Below are 14,224 nucleotides of genomic sequence, written 5' to 3'. Positions count from 1 at the left end.
ACCTTACTCTTCCGGCAGCGCAAAGGCAATAAAAGCATCACTGGAACGGGTCCCCACCCGGCTGCCCCCGGTGGCGGGAATAACCACATACTGCCTGCCTTCAATCTCGTAGGTAGCTGGAAAAGCATCCCCGGCAGCCGGCAAGTCGTACTCCCACAGGATCTCCCCCGAATCTTTATCGAAAGCTCTGAACTTTTCATCATGCGTAGCCCCAATAAATACCAAGCCGCCGGCTGTAACTACCGAACCCCCAAGATTTGATGTCCCTGTAGCCGGTATTCCCCGCTCGGTCAATTCTTCGTATTCCCCCAGCGGTACTTTCCATACCAGTTCACCGCTGTCCAGATCGATGGCATTAAGCGTCCCCCAGGGCGGCTTAGTCGCATAATATCCTTCCTCATCCATAAACTGTTTATAGGCTATATCAATCGCATAGCTATAGGAAGAGGTCTCTGTTTCGACAGTCTCTTCTTCAGGGACGGATATGGATCCATCCTCATCCACATCCGAGAGGTAGGCGACAATGGCCTCCTTTTGCTTCTCGCTTAGCTGGGGAAAAGAAGGCATGAAACCCTGGCCTGTTTCTATGATTTCAATAATATCAGATTCCGAAAGTCGCTCGTCAACATTGGTCATCGACGGAAATTCCGTCGGCTGCTGTCCCCCGGGGGTGCCGTGACAGGTTGAACAATTCACCCTATAGATACTTCTTCCCCTGATTATAGGGTTTTCAGTATCCATGGAAGGCTCTTCCACTTTACTAAGCGAAAAGCTGGTTCCAAAATCGTTGACATTTACATAGAGCATATTACTTTGGGGGTCAAATGAGGCCCCTCCCCACTCGGCTCCTCCTCGGCTTCCCGGGTACACCAGCGTTTCCCGCACTCCCAGCGGCGTAAAGGGTCCCTCGTAGCGCATCTCCCTGAATCGCTTCCGGGCATATTCCCGGGCTTCCGGTGAGATATTCGTCAGGTCGTCTTCGGTAATCTGAAAACGCGTCAGAGGCTCCGGCTTGACCGGCACGGGCTGTGTCGGCCAGGCCTCCTCTCCCTCAATCCCGGATTCCGGGACAGGACGTTCTTTCACCGGGAAAAGCGGCTCCCCCGTTTCGCGGTCCAGCACAAAAAGCAACCCGTGTTTTGTAACCTGGGCTATTGCATCTACTTTCCGGCCGTCTTTTTCTACCGTCACCAGGCTGGGGGCCGCCGGAAGGTCGTAATCCCATAAGTCGTGATGGACAATCTGGTAATGCCAAATCCGTTCTCCCGTGTTGGCATCCAACGCCAACAGCGTATTTCCAAACAGGTGTTTCCCTTCGCCGCGCGTGCCCGGCGTATAGAAATCCGGTGCGGCTGAACCCGTGGGCACATATACGATTTCGCGCTCTTCGTCCAGGCTCATGCCCGCCCAGTTGTTGGCCCCTCCCGCCAGCTGCCAGGCATTGGGTCCCCAGCTGTCGTGACCAAAATCACCGGGCGACGGAATCGTGCGAAACGTCCACTCGATTGCCCCGGTTTTCACGTTATACGCGCGGATATGTCCCGGTGCCGCTCCTTCTCCTTCGCTGGTGCTGGAACCCATGATAAGCAAATCGTTGTGGACAACACCCGGAGAAGTAGCCCGAACGGAAAGCAGACCGGGATCCCGCCCCAGCCCTTTTCTCAGGTCCACCGTACCCTGGTCTCCGAAGCCTGTCATCAATGAGCCGGACTGCGCGTCAAGGGCGTATAGTTTGTCATCAGCCGTCAAGAATATCCTCCGGTCGTTGCCCTGTTTCCCTTCCCAGTATGCAACCCCACGGTTTACTGCTACAGGTTCTTCATCTTCCCCCTTAAAGGGATCAAACACCCAAATCTCCTCCCCGGTGGCCGCATCCAGTGCCGCAACCTTGATACCGGGGGTGGTGAGATACATCACGCCATCCACAATGATCGGGCTGGTCTGACTGCCGGGCTTGCGTGCATCCCCGGAATGATAGGTCCATGCTACCTCAAGCCGGTCCACATTCTCTTTGTTGATCTGGTCCAGCTCCGAGTAGCCGGTGCTCCCTTTATCCCCTTTGAACACCTTCCATTCCCGGTAGTCTTTGTCTGCTTCCGGTTTTTTTTCCTGACAGGCAGATAAGGTTAACAGAAGAAAGCTAATCCCTATACAAATAGAGATACAGGATTTATCGAAACCAACGCAGTAGATTTTATTCACGGTGTATTTGAATTATTTTATGGTATGTATTAAAGCAATGAACCCACTGTACGTATACTATGTATTTCTTTATGAGCGCTTTTTAAAACCGTTCTTTTAGCTGATCTCAGCATGTTTTCGAATTCAAAATACTCACTTGTGACTTAAATATATGCAGCCGTTTTGAATTCGCTCAGACACCGATACAGACCAAAATATCGTAATTTCTATGCCCTCGGTATGTTAGTGCTGCCCCTTGAATAAAAAATAGCATCCTATTATACATAAAGATACAACACTCTCAAAAACGAAATCAGGTTTTATGATTTTTGTTTATTATAAAAACAGATATGTTATTCAAAATCAGAAGACGGTTGGAGCTCCGGTATATAGCAATGTGGTGAGGATATCTATCGATCATTAACGCCTGCATTGGACAATAGACCACTTTTACAAGCCCTCTATTGCTCTTTCCACTGAGGGACACTAAGGCCATTCAAATCCCATACGACTTTTCCTGCACGTATCGTTAGTTCAGCCTGTAGTTTCTGAGTTCCCTCTATTTTCTGTTCCCGTGCATCTACAAAACCAAATGTTCCTTCCCGCAGCTTAAAAACGGCAATATCAGCTACTGCGCCCTTGCTCAAATGTCCCAGTTCCTCGCGACGGATTACCTGTGCCGGCTTCCAGGTGGAGGCCTCGATTACCTCTTGCATCGACATGCCGATATTAAGGTACTTTGACAGGAGGTTGGCCATATTTTTCATCCCGTCGTTCATGCTTCCGGTGTGTAAATCCGTACTGAAGGTCGTTGGTTTCAATCCCTGTTCAAATGCGGGAATGGCCGTAGAAAAGGAAAAGCTGCCTCCGCCGTGACCGACATCAAAAATGAGACCCCGTTTACGGGCCTCCATCATACCCTCGCGGAGGTTGCCATTATCATACACCACCGCCTGCTCATCTCCACTGGCTCCCCCAAATGCGTGGGTATAAATATCCCCAGGCCGGAGCACCTCCAGAAACAGCGTATCCAGCGGTACAGCCCCTCCGATATCCACCATTACCGGTATTTCAGACTGCTTACCGGCCGACACGGCTCGCTGATAAGCTTCCCAGCCCGGTCCGCTGTAATGTGCTATCTTAACGCCAACGATTTCCGGGTTCCTTCGGGCAGCCAATGCCGTCATCCTTGGATTCATGTCGTCCAGATTCTGCTCCGGTAGTCCACTCATCCCGTCACCCACAATGTTCAGGAAGGCAAGCACCCGGGTATCCGCTCGCTCTATTACCTGATTCTTAAAATGAGTAAAATTACGCCATCCCGCCCCTCCTGCATCTACGACGGTCGTTACCCCGGCCCGGAAAGTAAAGCCGTCGGGCGGGAGGGCGTTAAAGCCGTTACTATATGACCGGTTGGGCTCGGTACCGTAATAAGTATGAGCGTGGATATCAATCAGTCCCGGCGTGACATATAATCCCCTGGCGTCAATGACCTTACCGGAACTGTCACCGGGAATATCGTCTCCCAGGCGGGCTATTTGGCCATCTCTCACTGCAAGATCCATGGGACGGTCAATATCGTTTTTAGGGTCTATGACATGTCCGCCCTTGATCAGCAGATCGTATTTCTGAGCCTGAGCTCCCTGACCAGGCCCACAAACCAACAGTACTAAGGCAGAGACAAGAAAAATATATATCTTCCGCAAACAGTCGGAATAGTCGGACAGGCAGTTCTGTTTTGTCATGGTTCGAGTCTCCATATTTAAATTAATATTATTACGGTCCCCTATCGTTATAATAACCTGTATTACATATTCCCTATTCTCTAATTTGAACAAAAGTGAACGAGGCAATAAGAACCGTGATCTTCATAACTGGTGTATCCATGATGGTCTTTAAGTTTAAATAAATAGAGATAAAATTTGTAGAGACTTTTGCAAAGCAAGGGATTTTGTTCAAACTCAAGTCCATAGGGAGGTTGGAATCACAGCATATAACCCATACCTGAGAATTTCAACCGACCGATAACGCCGACATCAAAGAACAGTGTTGCAAAAGCCACTAATAGTCTTCGCCGCGAATACTGTTGACGACCGAATGCTGCCATTCCCGCAACGCCTTATGCATGCGTTCGGCACGCTTGGGATGCTGCTCCAGCAGGTTCTGCTGCTCCCCGGGATCCTTATCCAGGTTGTAAAGAGCAGTGGCCGAATCGCTGTTAGTGTGCAGTTTCCAGTTCCCCTCTATCCAGGCCGCAGCGTCAGGATACCGCCCGATCTCCTTATAAGATGAGTCCGGGGCGTTCACGCGTCCCTCATTCAGCTTCTCTTCGGAAAGATTCCCCTGCTGAAATCTCTGCAACTCCTGAACAATTTCATCGCTTCGCATTATTTGACCATCAATGCCCCCGTATCTCCAGAATCCGATGGGAACCTCCCGGCGGTCCGTTTCCGCTTTTATCAGCGGGACCAGGCTTATTCCGTCCTTTGGCGTTATTTTCTCTGTGGGAGTAACACCGGCCAGCTCCAGAAAAGTAGGGAAAAGATCCACCATTGCCGACGGGACCCGGCTGATACGCGGCTCTATATGCCCCGGCCACTCCAGAACCGCCGGCACCCGAATACCTCCTTCCCAAAGCGTACCCTTCTCATCCCGCAGTACCCCATTGTCGGCTTCCGGCAGGCGTCCCCCATTGTCGCTGGCAAACCACAAAAGGGTCTCCCCGGCAATATCCAGCTCGCGCAGGCGCCCGCGTAAATGTCCCACTGCCCGGTCTATACCGCTTATTTCACCATAATAATTCTTTAGATTATCCGGTTGATCGGGATACAGCGCCTGCAGCTCCGGGCGGGCCTCGTGGGGAAGATGCGGAGCTCCGGTCCAGATAAATACCACAAACGGTTTCTCCTTTCCGGCCGCCTTTTCGATAAACTCCAGGGCGAGGTCTACGGTCACGGCCGACCCCTCACCCTTTAGCTGCACCGGCGTGCCATTCCTGCTCATCCAGGGATCATTCGTATAGAAATTTGCTGCCGCTACCCACTCATCGAATCCGTGAGCACCCGGACTGGTTGTCCCTTCCGCCCGAATCGATCCCAGGTGCCATTTGCCAAAAAATCCGGTTTGATAGCCCGCTTGCCTCAGATGCTCGATGACTGTCTGTTCCTGTGCTCGCAGGGCATGCCCCCATGAAAATGTGCCGGAACGATTCGGATGCCGGCCGGAAAGCACACTGGCCCGTGTCGGGGAACAGACCGGGGAGGTATAAAATCGGTCCAATCGAAGTCCATTGCGGGCCATTTCATCTATATTGGGCGTCTTAAGCTCTTGATGTCCCATATATCCAACATCCCCGTACCCCTGATCGTCGGTCATGACAAAAATGAGATTGGGTTTAAAGCTACTTAGCGCCCCGCCGGACTTGCGGGCTTTCTCATCTGTTCCTTTTTCACTACAGGCTGCAGCCAGTATCATGATGGCAAACAGCGCATATATCATCCTGCTCCTGTCAATAATAATAGTCATAAGAAATCCTTGACTCGTCGTTTATAATCGTTAGGGGGCTTTAAAAACCAGTGAATGTGTCATTCGGAACCTGTCAAAAACTTCAAACAGCAACTGATATTTTCAGCGTGTAATCCTACAGCTACGATCAGGATGACAGCCCGTTTTGCAAAGCCGCCCATTATTCAAGCATACTGTATCACAGGGAGATCCACCCTGAAAAGCCAGGTTTTAAAAACCCACAGTACAAAATTTATCGGTAACTATAAAGTTCTTGGGTTATCGGCTTTTGAAATCTCAGAAGTATGAGAGCTTTTTCATTTCTATTCTTTTTTCATTCAAGATCTTATCCTCTTCGGACCTGAAAAAAAGGTGATATTTTATCCTACTGAAAACTCCCCGTCCTTTATCCTGAAAAATGATCGTTCCTTATTCCCGCTTGCACCAAACAATAACAATTCTCGTCCCTCTAAACCATTTTGCAGGAAATTGGAAGGTCGTACGGATAGAGAGGGACTCTTTGCAAACCCTACCGCTTTTTTATCTCCCAGGAGTACGATATTACATTCGGGATGATCCATTTTTTGCGGAACTTCGGCTTGGTTTTCCCACGACCAAACCGAAAGTACCTTCTTTTCATTACCATAAAACTCCGGCTTCGACAGACGCAATGCTTCCATCATATGCTCTCCTTTCTTTGACTGGAGCATCTCCCTTTCCCAGCCGAACTCCCGGGGTTCGATTACATACATCCAAAGAGGGGGCTTATTACCTTTGAGAGATTCCCACTTAACCCTATTCTTATTTATCACACATTCATGCGTCGTTGGATCGCTGTGGACGGTCCAGTTGAAACGGTTCCAAACCTTATTTTGACTTCCTCTTTCATTTAATTGAAGATCATCAAAAATAAGCAGCCATTTATTTTCAAAAAGAAGAATATGGCGCTTATACCTTTTTACCCCGAGCTGAGGGAAAAAGGCTTCTGTAGCGTCCCCAACTGCATACGAAAAGTTATTTTCATTTATAAATTCCTCTATATGTATGTTTAGGGAAGGATCCGTTTCAAAATCCGCCCCATTCACATCAACCGTATTTTGGAAATGACTGGCCCTTCTGGCATATCCCGCGGGGATGATGAAATATTGTCCATTGGCAAACAAGGTGAAAGAGTTATAATCGGCGTGATCGTGGGCAAAATTTCCCCAGTGAATCTGTTCACCTTCATCAATCCGCTCTTTTACAACATGTCCCGCAAGTGGTGCGCAGGCAAATGATACGACAGCAGCGTCTTCCCCCCATCCCGTCCGCATCATAACGGTACCCATATTCTCAAAATGACAGGTTTTTGGCATTTGCGGCGGAATTGACTCGACAGACGGATCATACCACAGCATGTTCCAGGCCATTGTTTGGGATTTGGGATGGGGATATTCATTGTAACCGGGCTTATAAGACAGGTCTTCATAGGGAGCCTCATAAACTCCTTTCGGGGACGGCTTAAAGTCAAACTCTTCATCGTTATCAGCCAGCCATTGAGCATGTCCGTCCCTATAAATCGAAGCCAGTCGTCGAAGAAGATGACAGGATGCACTCCCGCTGGTGCTGTAGCGGCCACTGCGGAAAGAGTCATTAAGATTGACATAGTGATTATTGGGAAGCCAGTGATACAGCCTGTAGTTAGCGGTGTTCCTTACCCACGGCTTGTTATGCAGATCTTCTCCCGTAACCGTTTTCCAAGCCCCGTAAAACCATAATAACGGTGCCAGGGCGTAGCACCAGTCAGCCGCTCCTTCATGCCATGCTCCATCGTTGCCTATCCAGGTGAGCGCAAGATCAAAATTTGCTTTAGCATATGCTGCATATTTATCAGCCTCCTTTATTTCTCCTGTCAAAGCCAACGCTGCCTCTCCGCATCCCCCCACGGGAATCCAAAAATCATGATGAATATATCGATTGCTCCACCATGACCTGTTTTCTGCTTCCGGCTGCGCATTATGGTACATCTGAGTTACAATATCAGCGACAGCTGTTTTTACAGTATCACGGTCTTCAGCGGAGAAGTCATGGTAGAGCCAGTCGAACGCCCGGGCAAGTCCCGCTACATAAATACCCATCCCGTAATTCCGGATAGCCCCCGACGGATACTCACACATGGCCAACGCCCAGTTTCGCGCAATTTCAAAATGTTGCTCTTTCCTGCTTAGACAAAATGCCAAAGAAGCATTGGTCAGAAAGGCTCCCGCTTCTTCCAACGGTACTTCATCTCCGGAGCCTCCTGTCACCCTGGATGGCGACCATGATTTATTTTTGTCCACCCATTGGAAGAGATTTTGGGCATATCTTACATGCGTGCCTTTTGCCTGAGCCCGAAGTTGTGTTAATCTTTTCGAATCAAAATGAAGCGAGGGATGGCTCTTCTGTATATTGGAAAGCTTATCTTGTATCGAGTCTAACGTTCTCTGCGGAAGGTTAGCCTGGCCATTTCTGAGGTCTTCTGCATCCGTTACCGTTAGGAAAGGGGTCCCCATAGCGAGGCCGGAAAGGGCACTTATTTTTTTTATGAATTCCAGGCGGTTTAATAAATCCATAGGATATGTACTGTGAATGCAAGTAACCAGCAGGAGTAAAAACAACCACATGTCGGGATTACTCCTGAATTTTTAATAGGTCATTATATATAACTTTTGATAATTTAAATTCAAAAATCCAAAAAACTATTTATCCTGGGACTTCGGATTGTTCATAAGGCGATTTCGGGAATGTTAGCCCTCGGCTGATTAATTTTTTGTTGTCATAATTTACAGCTGGCAATCTATAGCTAAACTGGGTGTCTGCCAACATGCAGCAAGTTCGCATCGGTTGAACTTATGTTAAATAACCCCGGGATGCCGTCCGAAAATCCCGCAATATTTTATCGAAGGCGCAGCGGAAGCTTGCTGGTATCCAGCGTATCCGCTTCCCGCATAAGATCATGCTCTATTTCCTCCTGTTTTTCATCAAATGAACGGGACAAGCGTTCCACAAGTTCAGGCCGCTTAGAAGCGAGATCATTTGATTCTGAAATATCTTCCTGAAGATTATACAGCTGCCAGGAAGAATCCGGGCTCTCCCGAATGATTTTCCACCCCTGCCGATGCAGGGCCTGGTGTCCCCTGTAGTCTCCCCAGTACAACATGCTATGCGGGGAATGTTCCGTCTCGCCGGTCATCACCGGCAGCGGATTTTTTCCATCAATCACCCGGTCCCGGGGGAGATCAGCTCCGGCGAGTTCAGCGGCTGCAACAAACAGATCTCCCGACCACAGGGGAACATCTATCACGGAGTTTGGCTTAATTTTTCCAGGCCAGCGGGCGAAAGCGGGGACACGGATCCCTCCCTCCCAGTAGGTGTTGCCATATCCCCGAAGAGGCGCATTGGTCTGATCGCCAGCCTCCACCGGCTCACTAAAACCCCCGTTATCAGAATACAAAAATACAAAGGTGTTATCTGCAATTCCAAGGGAATCAAGCGATTCCATGACCCTTCCAACAGCCCTGTCCATGGCCGTTACCACTGCATTATATCTTTTTTGAGGATCCCTTACATCAGGTCCGAAGTCATAGGGCTCAAAAGCATAATCCGGGGCTTGCCGCATGATTGCTTCACCCGGCGTTACATTCTTTGATGCCGGGCGGTGGGGCGCATTAAAAGGCAGATAGACAAACCAGGGGTTGGATCTTTCGGTCTTTTCCCGGATAAAATCGATGGCCGTGTCTGCATAAAGATCGGTAGTGTATTCACCCTTCCGATTGATCGACTCCGTGTTGTGATAAAGATCATCCATGCCCCCATAGACATGGCTGAAATAATCTATATTCCCCGAGGCGTTTCCCAAAAATTCATCGAAGCCGCGGTCCGTCGGTCGTGATCCGGGCGCAAATCCGACATTCCACTTGCCGAATACGCCCGTAGCATAGCCGGCAGAGCTTGTCTCAAGCATCCGGGGAATAATAATTTCCGACTGGGGCAGACCGATCCCGTAATTGCCCGCCATGCCCGGAAGCTGCCAGGTAAGTTTATTACGATGCGGATACCGCCCGGTCAGTAACTGAGCTCTTGCCACTGCACAGGTAGGCGCCGAATAAAACCGGGTAAAACGAACTCCCTGGGAGGCCAGCTTATCGATATTCGGAGTAACGATAGGAGACGCTTCATTATAGGTGCGAAAATCCCCGTATCCCAGATTGTCAATCGAAATAATGAGAATATTTGGTCGCTGGCCTTGTTCTGAGCCATTACTTTTATTCTGTACTGAGTTACAGGCCTGAAGCAGCACCAACAGGGCCAAACAGGTACCCAATATATTTTGGCTTTTTAAAAAATTCTTTTTGCCCTTCGATATTTTTGATGTCATAAATATTCTGTTCATAATGGTTAATTGATACTATTACTACATCCCCTCTGCAGGCGGGTCTCCCAAACTCAATCAACAGTACGAAATTTATCTGTAACTATAAAATAGTTCTTGCTATGCTACTCTTCGAAGCATCTTATTAAAGTCGGAAAACTCTGTTGTGATAGAAATTTTGTAAAAAAACTACCGTATTACTAAACCAGATATGCCAGTAATACGGTCTGAATGGATTAAGATTTATTTATTTATTTATTACGGAATTTAAGTTTGCCCGTTCCAAGAGCAAACCGGAAATGCCATTTGCAAACTACTCATATAACAAATACGGGTGCCTTCTTTGCCTAAAAGAGGTGACCTGCTTCTCCCATGCATTTACGATTATTTTCGCAGGGATACCCTCTTTGATCATGTCATAAAACTGATCCGATCCTGCCAGTGTGTTCAATCGTGAAGGCCTGAAGAAATTACCTTTGACCGAATCGGGAACTAAATGATAAAACTCCGATAGCACATGTATCCCTGCTTCGAAGGGTCGTACGGATCTTGGTTCCGTGACTATATATCGGACACCCTCTAATGCTTCTCCCTCTAATTTCGGACTTGTAGCCATCCCCTCGATGCTTATGGGAGTGAATTGTGCCGGATCAAAAATTAATCCCGGCAACTTTTTACCGTTCAGTTTTTGGGCCAGTACTGTACCACCCGCCCAGGGAGCTCCCAACAGTATAAACGGTTCCCGCGTGCCCCTTCCCTCACTCATCCTGGTAGCCTCGATCAAGCACGCTCCCGGGTATATCAAAGCCGTTTCAAAATCGGGGATATTCGGACTGGGTGGCCGCCAGGGCAATCCCGTATCCGGCCACAGCATATCCCGCGTCCATCCCTGCATCTTCACCACCTCCAGTTTCAACTCGTCTAAGTTTTGCAGGTAAGATTCGCCTTTTATCATCCTGGCAAACTCCCCGACCGTCATTCCATGGGTTACGGGAATAGGGTATACCCCGCTGAATGTGTCGTAATCCCTGGTGGGTATAAAGCCTTCCACCTTTTCTCCACCCAAAGGATTCGGCCGGTCCAATACCACATACGGAATATCCTGTTCGGCGGCAGCCTGCATGGTATAGCCCATAGTAGCGATATACGTATAAAAGCGGGCTCCCACATCCTGAATGTCAAAAACAAGCACATCAATATCTTTTAGCATTTCAGGAGTCGGTTTGCGGGTCTCCCCATATAAGCTGTAAATAGGGATCCCGGTTTTTGTATCGATGCTGTCATCTATGTAGGCGCCAGCGTCGGACTGCCCCCGGATCCCGTGTTCAGGACTAAAAAGTGCTGCCAGTTCAACTTCGCCGGCATTATGAAAGACATCAATCAAAAGGGAATCACCCACAACAGCACTGTGATTTGTTACAAGTCCCACTTTTTTTCCCTCGAGAATATCAAACTGATTATTCATGAGATGCATTGCCCCGGTGGTAACAATTGCTTCATGGGGTTTGCTTTGGCATGCGGATAATAACAGTGCGAATACAATGAGTAAGAGCGGATACGGATATTTTGTCATACCAATAATTTTATAAGTCCATTATTTGCTATTCAATCGTTTTTCAACTGCGTCCCGGAAGAATCCATTCTCCAGATAACTACGTAAATTTGAGCCGGGACAACTGGTATCGGCCCAGTTATAGTGACCATAAATGTGATCGACCGGAAGATCATATTTTTTTGCAGACCATGCCATCAAATCTGTGATCGCTTCAATTTGAGCCTGGGTTGGTTCCTGTATATTATAATTGCCCATCACGCTAATGAGCAAGTTGCCCCGCGTATGGTAGGGGGTATTCGTATCTCCGGCATAGCGACTATCTCGTCCTTCAAATATAGTTCCATCAAGGCCAATAAGGTAGTGGTACGGGACATCCCACCAGTTGCGCTCTTCTTTTCCCCAGTTATAGAGCCCCTGAAGCCGGTCCACCGGATCTTCATCGGCCGTGAAAGGTTCACTGCTGCCGCTGTGGTGTAGTGTAATTTTTTGGATTTCATGGTGCACACGCAACCGTTGAGAAGCATCGCCTGTCTCCTTATGCGCCGCACGTGCCACGGGTAATGAACCTACGGTTGCTATTTCAAATTCCGTAAATCCCCCTGCCAAATCATCCTTATCCACCGTAACCGCTAAAATCCCAATATGATAGCCGTTCCAATTAAATGCGTCTCCCTCGGCGATCTTTACTTCCTCTGCCATACTATTTCGATGTAAAGTGAAACGGGCCGTATCAGGATTAGCATCGCCGTTAGGAATTGAATCTTTGCGAGTATCACCGGCATTGTGCATTTCTTTTAAAACAATAGACAAGTCCCGGAAGTGAAGCGTATCTCCTTCTGAAAGGCCATGCCGGACTGCGTTGGCAGCTATTCCTGCAGGCGGGGATCCCCAGTCTGTTCGCTTGATTCTATTTGGCTTGGATATCTTTTTATCAATTGATCGGCCTTTCTTTATATCCGGAGGAACCAAAACAATACCGGGACTTTCATTGCCAGATCGATCAACCCCGGTTATGACGACGGTATCAGGCCTGGTTACAGCATTCGTCCGCGCCAAAGTAACTTTTTTCTTCGTCCCGGGTACAATGTCAAATTCCCAGCTGTTATTTAACTTTGTACGAACTACCCACCACCTGATTTTATCATTACCGCCTGGCGACATCTTAATTTTAAACTTCTCTGTATTGGTTGTTAACGACGCATGGGGGGGATCGGGTGGCTTGCTGTCAAGCCAGGGGGAAGCTGGTATAAGTGCCGGCTCTGCATAGGGTCCGGCCGCCAAATGCCTGACAAGGGAGGCGTTCTCATCCATCATGCTTTGCATGCTAAAATGAACCGATCCCGTCACATTCGGCTGTCCCCGTGCAATATATACCTGGCCGGTAATCTCTTCTACCGGCCAGCCGTTACCCCCGGACGATTTGCCAGTATACAGGCCCGGCCATATATGCCTATTCTTAAGGTTTTGCTCCGACCACCACTGTAAAATTACCGGAAAGGGTCTTATGACCTTGTCTATTCTGTTATACAATTGCGGGGAAAAATAGTCAACCCATCCCTCGCGCAGCCAGAACCTTGCATCCGCATAAAGCTGCTTATATGCATCAAATCCGCCGGTTCGCTCCGGATGGCCGGGCCGCCAGGTTCCAAAGGGACTGATACCGAATTTTACTTCAGGCTTAACCTCTTTGATATCTGTATACAGTTGCCGGATGAATCCATCCACATTGTTTCTTCGCCAATCGTCCCTGCTCATGGTGGTCCCCTCTTCCAATGCCTGATGCCAGCTCAGGCTATCCGGGAATTCTTTGCCATCGGCATAGGACGGATAGGGATAAAAATAATCGTCCAGGTGAACGCCGTCTATGTCATATCTTTCCACCACATCCAGAATAACCCGTCTGCTGTGTTCCTGCACATCGGCCAATCCCGGATCAAGCCACTGGTAATCCCCAAACTGATGGACGAGATTTGGTTTTTTTTTGCTAATGTGGTCTGACGATATTGTGCTTGTGTCAGCCGGGTGGCCTGCCCGGTAAGGATTAAACCAGGCATGGAGCTCCAACCCGCGTTTGTGGGCCTCATCAACAACATACTGTAAAGGATCGTAATAGGGATCCGGAGCCTCGCCCATTTTCCCGGTCAGAAAATATGACCAGGGCTCATAAGGCGAATTATATAACGCATCGGCGGCGGGACGCACTTGAAAAATAATTGCATTCATATTCATTGCAGAGGCACGGTTCAGAAGGTTCAACAGCTCTTCTTTCTGCTCATCGACTGGCAAGCCCGGCTCCGACGGCCAGTCGATATTGGCAACAGTTGCAACCCAGACGCCCCGGAATTCGCGTGGTATTTCAGGAAAACCCTCAGCTTCCATCTCTGCCTGACTCATCACATGCCCTGTTTTCTGCTCGTCCGGCTGCTGCTCGTCGACTGCTATCTTTTGTGAAGAGCATCCGGAAACGATCATACTGATGATAAGAAAAAGAGCCTGTAATATTTTACCTGGTAGTATTAAAACCGGAGTTGGTGACTGACTCATATAATTTAAAAAAGGTAATAGATATCAATGATATCGGTATATATGCACGT

7 protein-coding genes are annotated in these 14,224 nt (G+C 48.6%); all 7 read right to left on the bottom strand.

The window, feature by feature from the left end; genetic code table 11:
• Positions 1 to 3: 3 nt before the first annotated feature.
• The 7 genes from BUB16_RS01900 to BUB16_RS01870 all read right to left on the bottom strand — a co-directional run bounded on the left by BUB16_RS01900 (position 4) and on the right by BUB16_RS01870 (position 14,102).
• Complete coding sequence (locus BUB16_RS01900) at positions 4 to 2,202, bottom strand: pyrroloquinoline quinone-dependent dehydrogenase (protein ID WP_211483056.1); 2,199 nt, start codon at positions 2,200 to 2,202, stop codon at positions 4 to 6.
• Positions 2,203 to 2,642: 440 nt separating this feature from the next.
• Positions 2,643 to 3,926: an amidohydrolase/deacetylase family metallohydrolase gene (locus BUB16_RS01895; RefSeq protein WP_084087959.1), complete on the bottom strand. Its 1,284-nt coding sequence runs from the start codon at positions 3,924 to 3,926 to the stop codon at positions 2,643 to 2,645.
• A gap of 316 nt (positions 3,927 to 4,242) precedes the next feature.
• Positions 4,243 to 5,706 (bottom strand): sulfatase-like hydrolase/transferase, encoded by a 1,464-nt coding sequence (locus tag BUB16_RS01890; protein ID WP_211483055.1) that lies wholly within the window; start codon positions 5,704 to 5,706, stop codon positions 4,243 to 4,245.
• A gap of 359 nt (positions 5,707 to 6,065) precedes the next feature.
• Positions 6,066 to 8,276, bottom strand: a complete 2,211-nt coding sequence (locus BUB16_RS01885) for a DUF4962 domain-containing protein (protein ID WP_073059112.1) — start codon at positions 8,274 to 8,276, stop codon at positions 6,066 to 6,068.
• A gap of 323 nt (positions 8,277 to 8,599) precedes the next feature.
• Positions 8,600 to 10,081 carry a sulfatase-like hydrolase/transferase gene (locus tag BUB16_RS01880; protein WP_073059111.1) on the bottom strand — a complete coding sequence of 494 codons (1,482 nt, stop codon included), beginning with the start codon at positions 10,079 to 10,081 and terminating at the stop codon, positions 8,600 to 8,602.
• Between the two features lie 307 nt (positions 10,082 to 10,388).
• Positions 10,389 to 11,540 carry an exo-beta-N-acetylmuramidase NamZ family protein gene (locus tag BUB16_RS01875; RefSeq protein ID WP_170864243.1) on the bottom strand — a complete coding sequence of 384 codons (1,152 nt, stop codon included), beginning with the start codon at positions 11,538 to 11,540 and terminating at the stop codon, positions 10,389 to 10,391.
• Positions 11,541 to 11,669: 129 nt separating this feature from the next.
• Positions 11,670 to 14,102, bottom strand: a complete 2,433-nt coding sequence (locus tag BUB16_RS01870) for a family 10 glycosylhydrolase (RefSeq protein ID WP_073059109.1) — start codon at positions 14,100 to 14,102, stop codon at positions 11,670 to 11,672.
• Positions 14,103 to 14,224: the final 122 nt, after the last annotated feature.

Origin of the sequence: Fodinibius roseus, from assembly GCF_900129315.1 — a bacterium.
GTDB lineage: Bacteria > Bacteroidota > Rhodothermia > Balneolales > Balneolaceae > Fodinibius > Fodinibius roseus.
The sequence above is the reverse complement of the archived record's forward strand: the minus strand, read 5'-3'. Positions and strand labels throughout refer to the sequence as shown.

Excerpts from the sequence above, each read along its gene's own strand:
- BUB16_RS01895 (WP_084087959.1), bottom strand. The coding sequence starts at position 3,926 with ATGACAAAACAGAACTGCCTGTCCGACTATTCCGACTGTTTGCGGAAG.
- BUB16_RS01890 (WP_211483055.1), bottom strand. The coding sequence starts at position 5,706 with ATGACTATTATTATTGACAGGAGCAGGATGATATATGCGCTGTTTGCC.
- BUB16_RS01885 (WP_073059112.1), bottom strand. The coding sequence starts at position 8,276 with ATGGATTTATTAAACCGCCTGGAATTCATAAAAAAAATAAGTGCCCTT.
- BUB16_RS01880 (WP_073059111.1), bottom strand. The coding sequence starts at position 10,081 with ATGACATCAAAAATATCGAAGGGCAAAAAGAATTTTTTAAAAAGCCAA.
- BUB16_RS01875 (WP_170864243.1), bottom strand. The coding sequence starts at position 11,540 with ATGAATAATCAGTTTGATATTCTCGAGGGAAAAAAAGTGGGACTTGTA.
- BUB16_RS01870 (WP_073059109.1), bottom strand. The coding sequence starts at position 14,102 with ATGATCGTTTCCGGATGCTCTTCACAAAAGATAGCAGTCGACGAGCAG.